Genomic DNA, 18,185 nt, shown 5'->3' on the forward strand with positions numbered 1-18,185 from the left:
GCGCACAAGACCTTCCACGGCAACCACCCGACCACGACGATCCTGGCCACCGAGCTGACCCCGTCCGTCCTCGGCCAGCTCATCGCGCTCTACGAGCACAAGGTGTTCGTCCAGGGCGCCGTCTGGAACATCGACTCCTTCGACCAGTGGGGCGTCGAACTCGGCAAGGTCCTCGCCAAACGCGTGGAACCCGCCCTCACCGACGGCACCGACGTACCCGGCCTCGACCCCTCCAGCCAGGCACTGGTCGCCGCCTACCGGGAGCTGCGCGGACGGCAGTGACCCGCCCGGAAAACGCGGGACCCCCGTCACCCCACCGGTGGTGGCGGGGGGACGGGGGTCCGGGACGGGATCAGGCCGAGGCCGCCGGGTAGAGCGACCGCGGCAGTTGCGAGGCCGCCGCGGAGTCCAGCAGCCACAGCGTGCGGGCGCGGCCCCGCGCACCCGCCGCCGGGGCCTGGACCTCACCCGCGTCCGACAGGGCGATGGCCGCGGCCTCCGCCTTGTCCTCGCCGGCCGCGAGCAGCCACACCTCGCGGGCGGCGCGGATCGCCGGGAGGGTGAGCGTCACCCGGGTCGGCGGCGGCTTCGGGGCGCCGTGGACGCCGACCACCGTGCGTTCCGTCTCGCGCACCGCCGGCAGCTCCGGGAAGAGCGAGGCGACGTGCGTGTCCGGGCCGACGCCCAGGAGCAGGACGTCGAAGGAGGGCACGGGGGCGTGGTTCTCCGGCGTGGCCGCCCGTGCCAGTTCCTCCGCGTAAGCGGCGGCGGCGGCGTCGACATCCCCGCCGTGCGGACCGTCCGAGGCCGGCATCGCGTGGACCCGCTCCGGGTCCAGCGGCACCGCGTCCAGCAGCGCCGCACGGGCCTGCGTGACGTTGCGGTCCGGGTCGCCCTCCGGCAGGAACCGCTCATCGCCCCACCACAGGTCGAGACGGCCCCAGTCGACGGCGTCCCGCGCGGGCGAGGAGCCCAGCGCGGCGAGCAGGCCGTTGCCGTTGCGGCCGCCCGTCAGCACCACGGAGGCGGAGCCCCGCGAGGCCTGCGCGTCCACGATCCGGGTGATCAGCCGGGCCGCGGCGGCCTCGGCCATCAGCTCCTTGTCGCGGTGCACCACCAACTGCGGTGTCCGGGTGCTCACTTGGCCGCCCGCTTCCTGGCCGGCGCCTTCTTCCGCGCCGCGTCCTTCGCGGGTGCCTTCGCAGCCGTCCCGACGGGAGCGGGGACCGCGCCGGATGCCGCGGCCTCTCCCTCGGCCGGAGCGGACAGGCGCTCCACCCCGTACCGCAGCGCCGAGGCGTAGGTGTCGTCCGGGTCGAGCCGGCGCAGTTCCTCCGCGATCAGCTCCGCGGTGTCCCGGCGCTTGAGCGCCACCGCGCGGTTCGGCTGCCCCTCGATGGAGAGGTGGGCCAGTGTGCCGTCCGCCCGGTCCAGGGCGATCGGCCCGCAGTCGGTCTCCAGGCGGACCGCGGTCAGCCCGGGGCCGGCCGAGTGGGTGCGCTTGACGGGGACGTCCAGCCGGTCCGCGAGCCACATCGCCAGCAGCTCGCAGCTCGGGTTGGACTCCTCGCCCTCCACCTCGACGCCCTGCACCTCGCAGTCGACCTGGTCCAGGGCGGCCGCGAGCATCGAGCGCCACGGCGTGATGCGGGTCCAGGACAGATCGGTGTCGCCGGGGGCGTAGGCCGCGGCGCGGGCCGCCAGCTCCCGTACCGGCTCCTCCGAGGCGTAGGTGTCGGTGACCCGGCGCTGGGCGAGCGCGCCGAGCGGGTCCCTGGCCGGGTCCAGCGGCGCGTTCACCGGCCACCACACCACGACGGGGGCGTCGGGGAGCAGCAGCGGCAGGACGACCGACTGGGCGTGGTCGACGACGTCGCCGTACAGCCGCAGGATCACCGTCTCACCGGTGCCCGCGTCCGCGCCCAGCCGCACCTCGGCGTCCAGGCGGGACCGGGTGCGGTCACGCGGTGAACGGGAGACCCGCTTGACGACGACGAGCGTGCGCGAGGGATGCTCGTGCGCGGCGTCGCTCGCGGACTTCAGCGCGTCGTAGGCGTTCTCCTCGTCGGTGACGATGACGAGGGTGAGCACCATGCCGACGGCCGGCGTGCCGATGGCGCGCCTGCCCTGCACGAGGGCCTTGTTGACCTTGCTGGCCGTGGTGTCCGTGAGGTCGGTCTTCATGGCCGGCGCCAGCTCCGTCCGTCTCGCTCGAGCATTTCGTCCGCCTCGACGGGACCCCAGGTGCCGGCCGGGTACTGGGCCGGCCTGCCGTTCTCGTCCCAGTACCGCTCGATCGGGTCGAGGATCTTCCAGGACAGCTCGACCTCCTCGGTGCGCGGGAAGAGGTTGGAGTCGCCCAGCAGCACGTCCAGGATGAGGCGTTCGTACGCCTCGGGGCTGGACTCGGTGAAGGACTCGCCGTAGGCGAAGTCCATCGACACGTCCCGGATCTCCATCGAGGTGCCCGGCACCTTGGAACCGAAGCGGACGGTGACGCCCTCGTCGGGCTGGACGCGGATGACGATCGCGTTCGAGCCGAGTTCCTCGGTGGCGGTGGTGTCGAAGGGGGAGTGCGGGGCGCGCTGGAACACGACCGCGATCTCGGTGACCCGGCGGCCCAGGCGCTTGCCGGTGCGCAGGTAGAAGGGGACGCCCGCCCAGCGGCGGTTGTCGATCCCGACCCTGATCGCGGCGTAGGTGTCGGTCTTCGACTTGGGGTCGATGCCGTCCTCTTCGAGGTAGCCGACCGCTTTCTCGCCGCCCTGCCAGCCGGCCGCGTACTGGGCGCGGACGGTGTCCCGGCCCAGGTCCTTGGGGATCCGGACCGCGCCGAGCACCTTGGTCTTCTCCGCGGCCAGCGCGTCGGCGTCGAAGGAGGAGGGCTCCTCCATCGCGGTCAGCGCGAGCAACTGGAGCAGGTGGTTCTGGATGACGTCACGGGCGGCGCCGATGCCGTCGTAGTAGCCGGCCCGGCCGCCGATGCCGATGTCCTCGGCCATGGTGATCTGCACGTGGTCGACGTAGGACCGGTTCCAGATCGGCTCGAACATCGTGTTGGCGAAGCGCAGCGCCAGGATGTTCTGGACCGTCTCCTTGCCCAGGTAGTGGTCGATGCGGAAGACCTGGTCCGGGGCGAAGACCTCGTGGACGATCGAGTTGAGGTCCTCGGCCGACCTCAGGTCGTGGCCGAAGGGCTTCTCGATGACCGCGCGGCGCCAGGAACCGTCGTTCTGGTCCGCCAGGCCGTGCTTCTTGAGCTGCTGGATGACCACGGGGAAGGACTTGGGCGGCACGGACAGGTAGAAGGCGAAGTTGCCCCCGGTGCCCTGGGCCCGGTCCAGCTCCTCGATGGTGCCGCGCAGCCGTTCGAAGGCATCGTCGTCGTCGAAGGTGCCCTGGACGAAGCGCATCCCCTGGATGAGCTGCTGCCAGACCTCCTCACGGAACGGCGTACGGGAGTGTTCCTTGACGGCGTCGTGCACGACCTGGGCGAAGTCCTCGTGCTCCCAGTCGCGCCGGGCGAAACCGACGAGCGAGAAGCCCGGCGGCAGCAGCCCCCGGTTGGCGAGGTCGTACACGGCGGGCATGAGCTTCTTGCGGGAGAGGTCACCGGTGACACCGAAGATGACCAGACCCGACGGCCCCGCGATACGCGGGAGCCGTCGGTCTGCGGGGTCACGCAGCGGGTTGCTGCTCGACAAGGTGGTCAGCCCTCCGAAGGGGCGAGGCGCTGCAGCTCCGCCTCGGTCGACTTCAGCAGGTCGGTCCAGGCCTCTTCGAACTTGTCGACGCCCTCGTCCTCAAGGAGCTGCACGACCTCGTCGTAGGAGATCCCGAGCGCCTCGATGGCGTCGAGGTCGGCGCGGGCCTGCTCGTAGGTGCCGGAGACGGTGTCGCCCTTGATCTCACCGTGGTCCTCGGTGGCGAACAGGGTCGCCTCCGGCATGGTGTTCACCGTGTTGGGCGCGACCAGGTCGGTGACGTACATCGTGTCGCTGTACGCCTTGTCCTTCACGCCGGTCGACGCCCACAGCGGGCGCTGCTTGCGGGCGCCGGCCTTCTCCAGGGCCGCCCAGCGGTCGGACGAGAAGATCTCCTCGTACGCCTGGTAGGCGAGCCGGGCGTTGGCGACGGCGGCCTTGCCGCGCAGCGCCTTGGCCTCGTCGGTGCCGAGCGCGTCGATCCGCTTGTCGATCTCGGTGTCCACGCGGGAGACGAAGAACGACGCGACCGAGTGGATGTCCGACAGGTCCAGGCCGCGCTCCTTGGCCTTCTCCAGGCCGGTCAGGAAGGCGTCCATGACCTTGCGGTAGCGCTCCAGCGAGAAGATCAGCGTCACGTTGACGCTGATGCCCAGGCCGATGACCTCGGCGATCGCCGGGATGCCGGCCTCGGTGGCCGGGATCTTGATGAGGGTGTTGGGACGGTCCACCAGCCAGGCGAGCTGCTTGGCCTCGGCCACCGTCGACTTGGTGTTGTGGGCCAGGCGCGGGTCCACCTCGATGGAGACCCGGCCGTCCTGGCCGCCGGTGTTGTCGTAGACCGGGCGCAGGATGTCGGCGGCGTCCCGGACGTCCGCCGTCGTGATCATGCGGATGGCCTCCTCGACGGTCACCCTGCGGGCGGCCAGGTCGGAGAGCTGCAGGTCGTAGCCGTCACCCTGCGAGATCGCCTTCTGGAAGATCGAGGGGTTGGTGGTGACGCCCACGACGTGCTGCTGGTCGATCAGCTCGGCGAGGTTGCCGGACGTGATCCGCTTGCGCGACAGGTCGTCCAGCCAGATCGCGACGCCTTCGTCGGAGAGGCGCTTGAGTGCGTCTGTCATGAGAAATGCATCTCCTACAGGTCGTATGTGAGCGTCAGCGCTGAGCTGCGGCGATCGATTCCCGGGCGGCGGAGGCCACGTTCTCGGCGGTGAAGCCGAACTCCTGGAAGAGCAGCTTGCCGTCCGCGGAAGCGCCGAAGTGCTCCAGGGAAACAGTGCGGCCGGCGTCCCCGACGTACTTGTGCCAGGTGAGACCGATGCCGGCCTCGACCGAGACACGTGCCCGCACGGACGGAGGCAGGACGCTGTCCCGGTACCCCTGGTCCTGCTGCTCGAACCACTCCACGCACGGCATCGAGACGACCCGGGTCGGCACGCCGTCGGCCTGCAGCGCCTCGCGCGCCTCGACCGCCACGTGCACCTCGGAACCGGTGGCGATCAGAACGACCTCGGGCGTGCCGCCCTCGGCCTCGAACAGCACGTAGCCGCCCTTGGCCGCGTCCTCGTTCGCCTCGTACGTCGGCACGCCCTGGCGGGTCAGCGCCAGACCGTGCGGCTGGCCCTTGCCGAACTCCTTCGTCCAGCGGCGCAGCACCTCGCGCCAGGCGATCGCGGTCTCGTTGGCGTCGGCCGGGCGGACCACGTTCAGGCCCGGGATGGCGCGCAGCGAGGCCAGGTGCTCGACCGGCTGGTGGGTCGGGCCGTCCTCGCCGAGGCCGACGGAGTCGTGCGTCCACACGTACGTGACCGGCACGTGCATGAGGGCCGACAGGCGCACCGCGTTGCGCATGTAGTCGGAGAACACCAGGAAGGTGCCGCCGTAGACGCGCGTGTTGCCGTGCAGCGTGATGCCGTTCATCTCCGCGGCCATCGCGTGCTCGCGGATGCCGAAGTGGATGGTGCGGCCGTACGGGTCCGCCTCGGGCAGCGGGTTGTCCGCCGGGAGGAACGACGACGTCTTGTCGATCGTCGTGTTGTTCGAACCGGCCAGGTCGGCGGAGCCGCCCCACAGCTCGGGGATGACCGCGCCGAGCGCCTGGAGGACCTTGCCGGAGGCGGCACGCGTGGCGACGCCCTTGCCCGTCTCGAAGACCGGGATCTTCTCTTCCCAGCCCTTGGGCAGCTCACCCTTGGCCACGCGGTCGTACTCGGCGGCGCGCTCGGGGTTGTTGTCCCGCCACTGCTGGTACGCCTTGTCCCACACCGCGCGGGCCGCCTGGCCGCGCTCCAGCGCGCCACGCGTGTGCTCGATGACCTCGTCCGCGACCTCGAAGGACTTCTCCGGGTCGAAGCCCAGGACCCGCTTGGTCGCCGCGACCTCGTCGTCGCCGAGCGCCGAGCCGTGCGCGGCCTCGGTGCCCTGGGCGTCCGGGGCGGGCCAGGCGATGATCGAGCGCATGGCGATGAAGGACGGCCGGTCGGTGACCTTCTTCGCCGCCTCGATCGCGTCGTAGAGCGCGTTCGGGTCGAGGTCGCCGTCCGGCTTCGGGGCGACGCGCTGCACGTGCCAGCCGTACGCCTCGTAGCGCTTGACGGTGTCCTCGGAGACGGCCGTCTCGGTGTCGCCCTCGATCGAGATGTGGTTGTCGTCCCACAGCAGGATCAGGTTGCCGAGCTTCTGGTGGCCCGCCAGGGAGGACGCCTCGGAGGAGATGCCCTCCTGGAGGCAGCCGTCACCGGCGATGCAGTAGATGAAGTGGTCGAAGGGGGAGGTGCCCTCGGGGGCCTCCGGGTCGAACAGGCCGCGCTCGTAGCGGGCGGCCATCGCCATGCCCACCGAGTTGGCGACACCCTGGCCGAGCGGGCCGGTCGTCGTCTCCACACCGGTGGTGTGCCCGTACTCCGGGTGGCCGGGGGTCTTCGAGCCCCAGGTCCGGAAGGACTTCAGGTCGTCCAGCTCTAGGCCGAAACCGGCCAGGTAGAGCTGGGTGTAGAGGGTCAGGGAGGAGTGGCCGGCGGACAGTACGAAACGGTCCCGCCCGACCCAGTCGGCGTCGGCCGGGTCGTGCCGCATCACCTTCTGGAAGAGGGTGTACGCGGCGGGCGCGAGGCTCATCGCCGTACCGGGATGGCCGTTGCCAACCTTCTGTACGGCATCGGCGGCCAGGACGCGGGCGGTGTCCACGGCCCGCTGGTCCAGTTCGGTCCACTCGAGGTCTGTGGTGGTCGGCTTGGTACTCACCCTGAGTCAGGGCTCCTCTCCGAATGTCGGATGCCGGTGCGCGGGTGCCGCCCACCGGCTGCCGGCGTCCTCGGCGTCGGCCGGCCGTTGTCGAGCCTACCCCCGTGAGTACGCGCGTCTTTCCTTTGGAAACCAGACTGCCGGGACTCTCGGCGATCCGCCTCCTGACCGGGCGGAACGGCATGCGGCAAGTGAATACGCGGGCGCTCATCTGACCGCTCGGACGACTTGTGCCGCGCACGTCGGAGCAGGCCCCTCAACACGACCCCACCCCCGCGAAGGCCGGGATGGGGCCAACGTCTAAAGTGGCGTGGTACGCGTAAGCCTTTACCCGCGCTTCACACGGATAAGGCTTGCTGGGATGTCTCTGTCAGGGGTGTGCGTGACGGCCGTTGAATCCCGTCCTGCGGGGGTTATCGGGACGAGCCAGAGCCCGAGTCACCGGCCGTTCGGGGCCCGTGTCAAGGCGTTCGTGGCGCTGACCAAACCGCGGATCATCGAGCTTCTGCTGATCACCACCGTTCCGGTGATGTTCCTCGCCGAACAGGGCGTGCCCGATCTGAGGCTGGTGCTGCTGACCTGCGTCGGCGGCTACCTCTCCGCGGGCGGCGCCAACGCGCTGAACATGTACCTCGACCGCGACATCGACGCGCTGATGGACCGCACCTCGCAGCGCCCGCTGGTCACCGGGATGGTCGGCCCGCGCGAATGCCTGGCGTTCGGCATCGCCCTGGCGGTGGTCTCCACACTGCTGTTCGGGCTGACCGTCAACTGGCTCTCGGCCTGGCTCTCCCTCGGCGCGCTCCTCTTCTACGTCGTCGTCTACACGATGATCCTCAAGCGCCGGACCTCGCAGAACATCGTCTGGGGCGGCATCGCCGGCTGTCTGCCGGTGCTGATCGGCTGGTCCTCGGTGACCGACTCGATGTCCTGGGCGCCGGTCATCCTCTTCCTGGTGATGTTCTTCTGGACGCCGCCGCACTACTGGCCGCTCTCCATGAAGGTGAAGGACGACTACGCCCGGGTCGGCGTGCCGATGCTCCCGGTCATCGCCTCCAACAAGGTCGTCGCCCGGCAGATCGTCATCTATAGCTGGGTGATGGTGGTGGTGTCGCTGCTGCTGACGCCGCTGGGCTACACCGGCTGGTTCTACACGGCGGTCGCCGTGGCGGCCGGCGGCATGTGGCTGTGGGAGGCGCACGGGCTGCAGAACCGCGCCAAGGCCGAGGTGAGCGGCGTGAAGCTGAAGGAGATGCGGCTGTTCCACTGGTCGATCACCTATGTGTCGGTGCTGTTCCTGGCGGTCGCCGTCGACCCCTTCCTGCGCTGACACCTCTTACCGGCCGGTTCTCGACGGGCGGGGCGCGTGGTCAAGGCCACGCACCCCGCCCGTCGCCGTATCTGCTACCCGTCGGTAGCATCCTGGCCATGGCAGAGACGCAGCAGGCAGAGACGCAGCCGGCGACGACGCGGCGGGCCGAGGCGAGGGCCGAGCGCACGGTGACCCGGCTGGCCGGGCGGATCAGCGCCTTCTCCGAGGCGCACGGCGGGGCCGAGGGCCAGGTCGCCCACCTCGGGGAGCGCGGCGCCCGGATCGTGCTGGTCGGCGCGGACGGCGACTGGGGGGACCTGGTCGCACCGACGTACGAGATTGCCGAGAAGGCACTGGCGGAGGCCGGGATCACGGTCCACGAGTCCTTCGACGGCGAGTTCGCGCAGAAGGTGCGGACGGGGCCGTACGAGTGGTCCCGGATGGCCGGCATCCAGGTGGGCGGCGCCCGCAACGGCTGACCCGCGCCCCGGCCCGGCGGGCCGGCCCGCCCGCGCCTTTTCGCCCGGGACGCGGCCGGGCAACACCTGACACCCGCTCCACCCGTTAGGACCCGTGAGCGCACGGCGTCTACACGGGGAGCCCGGATGATCGAAACGCCGTCCCTGGTGGACCAGTACTGCCACGGAGTCCTGAGAACGGAGCTGGGCCTCGGCACCTTCGAGGCCCAGCTCGCCCGCACCGAGGGTTCGCCCGCACCCGGCACCACCCTGTTCGACACCCAGACCGGGTTCGCGGTACGCCGCTGGTGCCCGCCCCTGCTGGGCCTGGAGCCGCACTGCCCGCCGGCCCGCTATCTCGCCCGGCGCCGGGAACTGGGCGTCCTGGAATCCGGCCGCCGGCTGCTGCGCGGCAGCGGCATCACGACCTATCTGGTCGACACCGCACTGCCCGGCGACCTCACCGGCCCGGCCGAACTGGCGTCCGTGGCCGCGGCCGACGCCCGGGAGGTGGTACGGCTGGAGCTGCTGGCCGAGCAGGTCGCCGACACCTCCGGCACCGTCGGCTCCTACCTCGTCAACCTCGCCGAGGCGGTGCACGGCGCCGCCGCGCACGCCGTCGCCTTCACCTCGGTCGCGGGCGTGCGGCACGGCCTGGCACTCGCGCCGGAGCCGCCGGAGCCGGGGGAGGTGCGGGGCGCGGCCGCGCGCTGGCTGGCCGGGCGCCGGGCCGGCGGGGAGCTGAGCGACCCGGTGCTCCTGCGCCACCTGCTGTGGAGCGCCGTCGCCGCCGGCCCGCCGCTCCAGTTGCACGCGGGGCTCGGCGAGACCGGCCCCGGCCCCGACCCGGTGGCGCTGACCGGCTTCGTCCGCGCCACCGCCGGCCTCGGCACCGACCTCGTCCTGCTGCACGGCTACCCCCACCACCGGCACGCCGCCCACCTCGCGGGCGTCTTCCCGCACGTCTACGCCGACTCGGGCGCCGCCCTCATGCGCACCGGCGCCCGCGCGGCGACCGTCCTCGCGGAGATCCTGGAGCTGGCCCCGTTCGGCAAGATCCTCTTCTCCAGCGGCGCCCAGGGCCTGCCGGAGCTGCACGTGGTCGGCGCCCACCTCTTCCGCGAGGCCCTCGGCCGGGTGCTGGGCACCTGGGTGGCCGAGGGGGCCTGGTCCCCGGCCGACGCGCGACGCGTGGCGGGAATGATCGCGGCGGGCAACGCCGGGCGGGTGTACGGGCTGGGGTGAGGCGGGGAGACTGGGCGGATGCCGACCGATGATCTGCTCGACCGCTTCCTCACCGGTCTCGGGCCGCTCGCCCCGCTCGCCGTCTGGGCGCACGGCTCACTGGCCGGCGGCGACTACCAGGAGGGCCGCAGCGACCTCGATCTGATCGCGGTCCTGAGCGGGCCGCTCACACCGCGGACGGTGTGGCGGCTGGCGCTGCTCCACGCCCGTCTGCGCTCCCGGCCGCTCGCCCCGCTGCTGCATTGCAGCTACCTGACGCCCGGCCGTGCGGCCGACCCGGAGCGTCCCCACCTCACCTGGGCGCACGAGGAGCTGTTCCGCCGCCCGGTCACCCCGGTCACCCGGCGCGAACTGCACAGCTTCGGGCGGGTTCTGCACGGGGAGCCGCCGCGGCGCCTGCTGCCCCCGGTCGGGGACGCGCTGCTCGCCGGCTTCGTCGTCCGGGACCAGCGGGACTTCTGGCGGCCGGTGGTGCGCCGCCCGGAGCCGTGGCACCAGGACGTCTGGGTGGACCTCGGTCTGCTCACCTTCGCCAGGGCCACCGTCACCCTCCGGGAGGGCCGGCTGATCACCAAACGCGAGGCTCTGGAGGAGCTGCCCGGCCTGGGCGCGCCGGCCGAGGTCGTCGAGGACGTCCGCCGGCGACGCTACGGGGACCCGGCGCCGCTCACCGAGGAGGGGACCGCGCGCCGGGCCGAGCTGACCCGCGGCTACCTGGGGCCCGCCATCGACACGCTGGTGGCGTCGTACGTCTGAACGGCCGGCCCGGACGCCGTCCCGGCCGGCCGTTCGCGCAGCGACAGCAGTACGCGCAGGACCGCGATCCACACCAGGCATGAGCCGAACATGTGCAGGCCGACCAGGACCTCGGGGAGGTCCGTGAAGTACTGGATGTAGCCCACCGCGCCCTGAGCGAGCAGCACCAGGAACAGGTCCCGGGTGCGGGCCGGCGGGCCCTTGGGCGCGTCGACCGCCTTCAGGACGAACCACAGGGCGAAGGTCAGCGTCACCACGATCCACGCCAGCACGGCGTGCGCCTTGCTCACCGTCTCCCAGTCCAGGGGCATCCGCGGCACCTCGCTGGAGTCACCCGCGTGCGGGCCCGCGCCGGTGACCACCGTGCCGACCGCGACCAGCAGCGCGGAGACGACGACCAGGACCCACACGAGCTGCTGGATCGCCCCGCCGACCAGCGGGCGGGCAGCGCTGTCGCCCTCCCGGGTCCGCTGCCACATCACGGTCGCCACCGTGATCAGCGCGGTGGAGAGCAGGAAGTGCGCGGCGACGGTGTACGGGTTGAGGCCGACCAGGACGACGACGCCGCCGAGGATCGCGTTGCCCATGACCACCCAGAACTGGGCCCAGCCGAGCCGGGTCAGGGAGCGCCGGAACGGCTTCTGGGACCGGGCGGCGACGATCGCCCAGCCGACCGCCGCGCACAACACGTAGGTCAGCATGCGGTTGCCGAACTCGACGATGCCGTGGAAGCCCATCTCGCTGGTGGTGGTGAGCGAGTCGTGGGTGCACTTGGGCCAGGTCGGGCAGCCCAGGCCCGAGCCGGTCAGCCGGACGGCACCGCCGGTGACGACGATGACCACCGCCATCACGAGCGCGGCGAGGGCCGCCCGCCGCACCGTCCGGGGATCCGGGGTCCAGCGTGCGGCGATGAAGGCGAGCGGGTTGCGCACGGCGGCTGCGGCGGCGTCGCGGGTCACGTTTGGCACGCGTTCCATCGTAGGGGGCCGCTTGTGCACGCGTTCACGAGGGTCGGCCTCGGGACATGTGTCCTTACTCCCAGCGGAAGAGTCTCCCGGCCGCCGCGAGCCCGGCGACCGCCCAGGCGGCCAGGATGCCCAGGTCGCCCCAGGGCGTCGGGGCGCCGTGCCGGAGCACGTCGCGCAGCCCGTCGGAGAGCGCGGCGAGGGGCAGCAGGCCCAGCACGGTCTGCGCCGCGTCCGGGAACTTCTCCAGCGGGACGATCACGCCGCCGCCCACGAGCAGCAGCAGGAAGACCAGGTTGGCGGCGGCCAGCGTCGCCTCGGCCTTCAGCGTGCCGGCCATCAGCAGGCCGAGGCCCGAGAAGGCGGCGGTGCCGAGCACGAGCAGCAGGAGTACGACGAACGGGTTGCCGTGCGGGGACCAGCCCATCGCGAAGGCGATCACCGTCAGCAGCACGATCTGGAGCACCTCGGTGACCAGCACGGACAGCGTCTTGGCGGTCATCAGCCCCCAGCGGGGCAGCGGCGAGGACGCCAGCAGCTTCAGCACCCCGTACCGGCGTTCGAAACCGGTGGCGATGGCCTGTCCGGTGAAGGCCGTCGACATCACGGCGAGGGCGAGGACGCCGGGCGCCAGGAAGTCGACGGCCTTCCCCTCGCCGGTGTCGACGATGTCCACCGAGCCGAACAGCACGAGGAGCAGCGTCGGGATGACCACGGTGAGCAGCAACTGCTCGCCGTTGCGCAGCAGCATCCGCGTCTCCAGGGCGGCCTGGGCGGCGATCATGCGGGGGAGCGGCGCGGCGCCCGGCCTCGGCGTGTACGTCCCCGTACCGGTGGCGGTCATGAACGCAGTTCCTTACCGGTCAGCTCCAAGAAGACATCCTCCAGGGTGTGCCGTTCGACCGAGATCCGGTCCGGCAGCACCCCGTGCTGGGCGCACCACGAGGTCACCGTGGCGAGCAGTTGGGGGTCGATCCGGCCGGCCACCCGGTACGAGCCCGGGGTCGGCTCGGCCGCCGAGGAGTCGGACGGGAGCGCCTTGAGCAGGCTCGCCACGTCCAGTCCCGGCCGGCCGGAGAAGCGCAGGGTGTTCTCCGCGCCGCCGCGGCACAGCTCCTCGGGCGAGCCCTGGGCGATGACCCGGCCCGCGTCGATGATCGCGACGTCGTCGGCGAGCCGCTCCGCCTCGTCCATGTGGTGGGTGGTGAGGATGACCGAGACGCCGTCGGCGCGCAGTTCCTCCACCAGCTCCCAGGTGGCCCGGCGGGCCTGCGGGTCCAGGCCGGCCGTCGGCTCGTCCAGGAAGACCAGCTCCGGGCGCCCGACCACGGCCATCGCCAGCGCGAGCCGCTGCTGCTGGCCGCCGGAGAGCCTGCGGTACGTCGTCCGGCCGCAGGAGCCGAGCCCGAGGCGTTCGATCAGCGCGGCCACGTCCAGCGGATGCGCGTGCAGCCTCGCGACGTGGTGGAGCATCTCGTCGGCGCGCGCACCGGAGTAGACCCCGCCGGACTGGAGCATCACCCCGACCCGGGGCCGCAGCTCGGCCGACCGGCGCACCGGGTCCAGGCCCAGCACCCGGACCGTGCCGGAGTCCGGCTTCCGGTACCCCTCGCAGGTCTCGACCGTGGTCGTCTTGCCCGCCCCGTTGGGGCCGAGCACGGCGGTCACGCCCGCCCGGGCCACCAGGTCGAGGCCGTCCACCGCGGTCTTCGTGCCGTACCGCTTCACCAGGGCCTGGACCTGGACCACGGGCTCGCTTCGCATGGGTCACGAGTGTAGGTAGGCGCGCGGCGGCTCAGGTGAGGGGGTGCGGGAACTACCCCGCACGGGGGCGGTGCAGCGGCAGCCAGCGTTCGGCGTAGGCCACCGCGTCGGCCAGCGGGAAGAGCCGGGCGCCGGCCGCGCCGACGGTGCCCCGCAGCACGGTCCGGTCCCGTTCGAAGTCGTGGCCCAGTTCGTCGAACCGCTCCGAGGTGATCGACACCTCCGTCACCCGCTCCCAGCCGTACGGTCCCGGGCGGCCGACCTCCACCAGCGGTGCCGGGGTCCGGTACTCGGCCAGGTGGAAGGCGGTGCAGGCGGCGTAGCCGGCGCCGAGCAGCAGGACCCGGGCGCCGAGGCGCTCCAGCACGGCCAGCGGGCTGCGCTCACCCAGCCGGCAGTCCGTCGCGTGGTCGCCGACGACGCGCGACGCGTCCGGCCCGAGGGCGGCGAACGAGGTCTGCGGATGCGCGCTGCGCTCGGCGCCCGGCCAGGTCCGCACGGTCTCCGGGAGCACGCCCACGCCGCGGGACGGGGTGGTCAGCGGGTCGTACGGGGGCATCGCGTTGCGGATCGTGGGCCACCAGTCCTCGGGGACGGGTGGTTGCCGCCACAGGGCCGGGTCGGAGAGGTCGCCGGTCTGCGTCGGGACGACCAGGGTGCCGTCCGGCCCGAGGACGTCGAGGAGCCCCCGGACCACCGCCACCGGCCCGCCGCACACCCAGCCCAGGGAGCGCAGCGAGGTGTGCACGAGGAGGATCTCGCCGGAGCGCACGCCCAGCGCGCGCAGCTCGGCGGCGAGGGTGCCGCGGGTCACGAGTGGGCCGGTGGGAGGGGGTGTGGGCATGCCGGGGAGTGTCCCCGACGGGGCGCCCGGACGCCACCCCCTCTGATCGATCAAAGATCGTTCTCGCAGGTCAGCTTAGGTTTACCTAAGTGACGCACGGCACCGCGGCCGGTCCGGGCCCGGCTTGCCGGACCCCAAGGAATTACGCAACAATGGTGTTGTGAAATACGTCGGCGAGGCACCCCATGAGGACCTCGCGACCGGTGAGCGGTCCACCCGCAACCGCGTCGCGCGCTCCATCCTGGACCACGGGCCGTCGACCGTCGCCGAGCTGGCCGACCGCCTCGGCCTCACCCAGGCCGCCGTCCGGCGGCACCTCGACGCCCTGGTCGGCGACGGGGTCGCGGAGGCCCGCGACCGCCGGGTCTACGGCACCCGCACGCGCGGGCGGCCCGCGAAGGCGTTCGCCCTGACCGACTGCGGGCGCGACGCCTTCGACCAGTCCTACGACAAGCTCGCGGCGGACGCCCTGCGCTGGATCGCCGAGCGCGAGGGCGGGGAGCGGGCCATCGCCGCCTTCGCCCGCGCCCGGATCACCGCGCAGAGCGGCGCCTACCGCGCGGCCGTCGAGGCCGCGCCCCCCGAGCGGCGGGCAGAAGCGCTGGCCAAGGCGCTGAGCGCGGACGGGTACGCTGCAACCGCGCGCACCGCACCGGTCGGCGAGCAGCTCTGCCAGCACCACTGCCCGGTCGCCCACGTAGCCGAGAAGTTTCCGCAACTGTGCGAGGCGGAGACGGAATTCTTCGCCGAGCTGCTCGGTACGCATGTGCAGCGGCTGGCGACCATCGCGCACGGCGACGGGGTCTGCACCACCTTCATCCCGAAGGCCTCGCCCGCGCCGCACACGTCCACGCACACCGACAACGCATCCGCAAGCACGGCCGGGAGGAACCCCGCATGACTCTCCCCACGGAGACTGCCCACCCCGAACTCGAGGGCCTGGGCAAGTACGAATACGGCTGGGCCGACTCCGACACGGCCGGCGCCTCTGCGAAGCGCGGCATCAGCGAGGACGTCGTCCGCGACATCTCCGCGAAGAAGAGCGAGCCGGAGTGGATGACCAAGCTCCGCCTCAAGGGCCTGCGGCTCTTCGAGAAGAAGCCCATGCCGAACTGGGGCTCGGACCTCTCCGGCATCGACTTCGACAACATCAAGTACTTCGTGCGCTCCACGGAGAAGCAGGCGGAGTCCTGGGAGGACCTGCCCGAGGACATCAAGAACACCTACGACAAGCTGGGCATCCCGGAGGCGGAGAAGCAGCGCCTCGTCGCGGGTGTCGCCGCGCAGTACGAGTCGGAGGTCGTCTACCACCAGATCCGCGAGGACCTGGAGGAGCAGGGCGTCATCTTCCTCGACACCGACACCGCGCTGAAGCAGCACCCGGAGCTGTTCAAGGAATACTTCGGCACCGTCATCCCGGTCGGTGACAACAAGTTCGCGTCGCTGAACAGCGCCGTGTGGTCCGGCGGCTCCTTCATCTACGTGCCGAAGGGCGTGCACGTCGAGATCCCGCTCCAGGCCTACTTCCGTATCAACACGGAGAACATGGGCCAGTTCGAGCGGACGCTGATCATCGTCGACGAGGGTGCCTACGTGCACTACGTCGAGGGCTGCACCGCCCCGATCTACAAGAGCGACTCGCTGCACAGCGCGGTCGTCGAGATCATCGTCAAGAAGAACGCCCGCTGCCGCTACACGACCATCCAGAACTGGTCGAACAACGTCTACAACCTGGTCACCAAGCGCGCCGTGGCCTACGAGGGCGCGACCATGGAGTGGGTCGACGGCAACATCGGCTCCAAGGTCACCATGAAGTACCCGGCCGTCTACCTGATGGGCGAGCACGCCAAGGGCGAGACGCTCTCCATCGCCTTCGCGGGCGAGGGCCAGCACCAGGACGCCGGCTCCAAGATGGTCCACATGGCGCCGAACACGTCCTCCAACATCATCTCGAAGTCCGTGGCGCGCGGCGGCGGCCGCACCTCCTACCGCGGTCTCGTCGAGATCGGCGAGGGCGCCCACGGCTCCAAGTCGAACGTGCTGTGCGACGCGCTGCTCGTCGACACCATCTCCCGCTCCGACACGTACCCGTACGTCGACGTGCGCGAGGACGACGTGTCGATGGGGCACGAGGCGACCGTCTCCAAGGTCTCCGAGGACCAGCTCTTCTACCTGATGAGCCGCGGCCTCACCGAGTTCGAGGCGATGGCGATGATCGTGCGCGGCTTCGTCGAGCCGATCGCCAAGGAACTGCCGATGGAGTACGCCCTCGAACTCAACCGGCTGATCGAGCTGCAGATGGAAGGCGCGGTCGGCTGACCCCGCCCCGCCGCACAGCACACGTCTTGACTTAAGAAAGCGAGCACTACGACAGCCATGGCTGAGGCTCAGAATTCCCCGGTCGGTTCCACCACCGCCGGTGCGATCGCGGTGGCCGTCGAGGCCGACTCGACCGTCGCCACGCGCATGAGCGCGCCCGCGTCCTTCGACGTGGCCGACTTCCCGGTTCCGCACGGCCGCGAGGAGGAGTGGCGGTTCACGCCGCTGGAGCGGCTGCGCGGGCTGCACGACGGCACCGCCACCGCCTCCGGCGACGGTGACGGCGTGCAGGCCGACATCGAGGCCCCCGAGGGCGTCGTGGTCGAGTCGGTGGGCCGGGACGACGCCCGCCTCGGCCGGGCCGGCACCCCGGTGGACCGGGTCGCCGCCCAGGCGTACTCGGCGTTCGAGCGGGCCTCGGTCATCACCGTCCCCAAGGAGACGGTGCTCACCGAGCCCATCCGGATCGCCGTGCACGGCCGGGGCGGGGTCGCCTACGCCCACCAGGTCGTCGAGCTGGGCGCCTTCGCCGAGGCCGTCGTCGTCATCGACCACACCGGTGACGCGGTGCTCGCCGCCAACGTCGACTACGTCCTCGGGGACGGCGCCAGGCTGACCGTCGTCTCCGTCCAGGACTGGGACGACAAGGCCGTCCACGTCGCCCAGCACAACGCGCTGATCGGCCGCGACGCCCACTTCAAGTCCGTGGTCGTCACCTTCGGCGGCGACCTCGTCCGCCTCAACCCGCGCGTGCGCTACGCCGGTCCCGGCGGCGAGGTCGAGCTGTTCGGCCTGTACTTCACCGACCGGGGCCAGCACCAGGAGCACCGTCTCCTGGTCGACCACAACGTGCCGCACTGCAAGTCGAACGTCGTCTACAAGGGCGCGCTCCAGGGTGCCGACGCGCACGCGGTCTGGATCGGCGACGTGCTCATCGAGGCCAAGGCCGAGGGCACCGACACCTACGAGATGAACCGCAACCTCGTCCTCACCGACGGGGCCCGCGTCGACTCGGTGCCCAACCTGGAGATCGAGACCGGCGAGATCGTCGGCGCCGGCCACGCCAGCGCCACCGGCCGCTTCGACGACGAGCAGCTCTTCTACCTGATGGCCCGCGGCATCCCGCAGCTCGACGCCCGCCGCCTGGTGGTCCGCGGCTTCTTCGCCGAACTGGTCCAGCAGATCGGCGTCGCGGACATCGAGGAGCGCCTCCTCACCAAGATCGAGGCGGAGCTGGAGGCGTCGGTCGCATGACCTTCGTACGCGTCTGTGGAGCGGACGAGCTGGCGGAGGACACCCCGAAGCGGGTGGAGCTCGACGGCACGCCGATCTCGGTCGTGCGCACCGAGGGCGAGGTCTTCGCGATCCGCGACACCTGCTCGCACGCGAACGTGTCGCTGGCCGAGGGCGAGGTCGACGACTGCCACATCGAGTGCTGGCTGCACGGCTCGCGCTTCGACCTGCGCTCCGGCAAGCCCGACAGTCTTCCGGCGACGCGCCCCGTCCCCGTATACCCCGTAAAGATCGAAGGGGACGACGTGCTCGTCTCCCTCACCCAGGAGTCCTGAGGCA

At 71.6% G+C, this 18,185-nt stretch carries 17 protein-coding genes and 1 pseudogene; 9 read left to right on the plus strand and 9 right to left on the minus strand.

Annotated features, from left to right (window positions below; all coding sequences use genetic code 11):
- A pseudogene (locus tag ABEB00_RS34735) lies at window positions 1–282 on the plus strand (glucose-6-phosphate isomerase); the annotation flags it as partial.
- A gap of 70 nt (window positions 283–352) precedes the next feature.
- Here the strand turns inward: ABEB00_RS34735 and pgl are convergent.
- The 5 genes from pgl to tkt are packed head-to-tail and all read right to left on the minus strand — an operon-like array spanning window position 353 to window position 6,950.
- Window positions 353–1,141 carry a 6-phosphogluconolactonase gene (pgl, locus tag ABEB00_RS34740; RefSeq protein WP_345624718.1) on the minus strand — a complete coding sequence of 263 codons (789 nt, stop codon included), beginning with the start codon at window positions 1,139–1,141 and terminating at the stop codon, window positions 353–355.
- Window positions 1,138–2,184 (minus strand): glucose-6-phosphate dehydrogenase assembly protein OpcA, encoded by a 1,047-nt coding sequence (opcA, locus tag ABEB00_RS34745; protein WP_345624719.1) that lies wholly within the window; start codon window positions 2,182–2,184, stop codon window positions 1,138–1,140. The genes pgl and opcA overlap by 4 nt, the downstream gene beginning before the upstream one ends.
- Entirely contained in the window at window positions 2,181–3,713 is a 1,533-nt protein-coding gene (gene zwf / locus ABEB00_RS34750; protein ID WP_345624744.1) for a glucose-6-phosphate dehydrogenase, read from the minus strand. The genes opcA and zwf overlap by 4 nt, the downstream gene beginning before the upstream one ends.
- The gene (tal, locus tag ABEB00_RS34755) at window positions 3,710–4,828 is read right to left on the minus strand and encodes a transaldolase (protein WP_345624720.1); all 1,119 of its coding nucleotides are present in this window, start codon (window positions 4,826–4,828) and stop codon (window positions 3,710–3,712) included. Before tal ends, zwf begins: the two co-directional genes overlap by 4 nt.
- A 34-nt stretch (window positions 4,829–4,862) precedes the next feature.
- Complete coding sequence (tkt, locus tag ABEB00_RS34760; protein WP_345624721.1) at window positions 4,863–6,950, minus strand: transketolase; 2,088 nt, start codon at window positions 6,948–6,950, stop codon at window positions 4,863–4,865.
- A gap of 376 nt (window positions 6,951–7,326) precedes the next feature.
- Here tkt and ABEB00_RS34765 point away from each other — a divergent pair, with 376 nt between their 5' ends.
- From ABEB00_RS34765 to ABEB00_RS34780, 4 genes are all read left to right on the plus strand, one after another.
- Entirely contained in the window at window positions 7,327–8,280 is a 954-nt protein-coding gene (locus tag ABEB00_RS34765; RefSeq protein ID WP_345624745.1) for a heme o synthase, read from the plus strand.
- A 98-nt stretch (window positions 8,281–8,378) separates the two neighbouring features.
- Window positions 8,379–8,741 (plus strand): hypothetical protein, encoded by a 363-nt coding sequence (locus ABEB00_RS34770; RefSeq protein WP_345624722.1) that lies wholly within the window; start codon window positions 8,379–8,381, stop codon window positions 8,739–8,741.
- Window positions 8,742–8,867: 126 nt separating this feature from the next.
- A complete protein-coding gene (locus ABEB00_RS34775) occupies window positions 8,868–9,965 on the plus strand; it encodes an amidohydrolase family protein (protein ID WP_345624723.1) in 1,098 nt (365 codons plus the stop codon).
- Window positions 9,966–9,983: 18 nt separating this feature from the next.
- Window positions 9,984–10,721: a nucleotidyltransferase domain-containing protein gene (locus tag ABEB00_RS34780; protein ID WP_345624724.1), complete on the plus strand. Its 738-nt coding sequence runs from the start codon at window positions 9,984–9,986 to the stop codon at window positions 10,719–10,721.
- Here ABEB00_RS34780 and ABEB00_RS34785 read toward each other — a convergent pair.
- From ABEB00_RS34785 to ABEB00_RS34800, 4 genes are read right to left on the minus strand one after another with little or no spacing between them, the layout of a single operon-like run.
- Complete coding sequence (locus ABEB00_RS34785) at window positions 10,676–11,698, minus strand: COX15/CtaA family protein (protein WP_345624725.1); 1,023 nt, start codon at window positions 11,696–11,698, stop codon at window positions 10,676–10,678. The genes ABEB00_RS34780 and ABEB00_RS34785 overlap by 46 nt on opposite strands.
- A 55-nt stretch (window positions 11,699–11,753) precedes the next feature.
- Window positions 11,754–12,530: an ABC transporter permease gene (locus ABEB00_RS34790; RefSeq protein ID WP_345624726.1), complete on the minus strand. Its 777-nt coding sequence runs from the start codon at window positions 12,528–12,530 to the stop codon at window positions 11,754–11,756.
- A complete protein-coding gene (locus ABEB00_RS34795) occupies window positions 12,527–13,450 on the minus strand; it encodes an ABC transporter ATP-binding protein (RefSeq protein ID WP_345624727.1) in 924 nt (307 codons plus the stop codon). The genes ABEB00_RS34790 and ABEB00_RS34795 overlap by 4 nt, the downstream gene beginning before the upstream one ends.
- 52 nt (window positions 13,451–13,502) lie before the next feature.
- The gene (locus tag ABEB00_RS34800; protein ID WP_345624728.1) at window positions 13,503–14,294 is read right to left on the minus strand and encodes an AAC(3) family N-acetyltransferase; all 792 of its coding nucleotides are present in this window, start codon (window positions 14,292–14,294) and stop codon (window positions 13,503–13,505) included.
- Window positions 14,295–14,454: 160 nt separating this feature from the next.
- Between ABEB00_RS34800 and ABEB00_RS34805 the strand changes: the two genes are divergently transcribed.
- From ABEB00_RS34805 to ABEB00_RS34820, 4 genes are read left to right on the plus strand one after another with little or no spacing between them, the layout of a single operon-like run.
- Window positions 14,455–15,195 carry a helix-turn-helix transcriptional regulator gene (locus tag ABEB00_RS34805; RefSeq protein WP_345624729.1) on the plus strand — a complete coding sequence of 247 codons (741 nt, stop codon included), beginning with the start codon at window positions 14,455–14,457 and terminating at the stop codon, window positions 15,193–15,195.
- Window positions 15,192–16,613, plus strand: a complete 1,422-nt coding sequence (gene sufB / locus ABEB00_RS34810; RefSeq protein WP_345624730.1) for a Fe-S cluster assembly protein SufB — start codon at window positions 15,192–15,194, stop codon at window positions 16,611–16,613. The genes ABEB00_RS34805 and sufB overlap by 4 nt, the downstream gene beginning before the upstream one ends.
- Window positions 16,614–16,670: 57 nt before the next feature.
- Entirely contained in the window at window positions 16,671–17,867 is a 1,197-nt protein-coding gene (sufD, locus tag ABEB00_RS34815) for a Fe-S cluster assembly protein SufD (protein ID WP_345624731.1), read from the plus strand.
- On the plus strand, window positions 17,864–18,181 hold the full coding sequence (locus ABEB00_RS34820) for a non-heme iron oxygenase ferredoxin subunit (RefSeq protein ID WP_345624732.1): 318 nt from the start codon (window positions 17,864–17,866) through the stop codon (window positions 18,179–18,181). The genes sufD and ABEB00_RS34820 overlap by 4 nt, the downstream gene beginning before the upstream one ends.
- The last annotated feature ends 4 nt before the right edge of the window (window positions 18,182–18,185 follow it).

The sequence above is a fragment of the Streptomyces ziwulingensis genome, assembly GCF_039542605.1.
GTDB classification, from domain to species: Bacteria; Actinomycetota; Actinomycetes; order Streptomycetales; family Streptomycetaceae; genus Streptomyces; species Streptomyces ziwulingensis.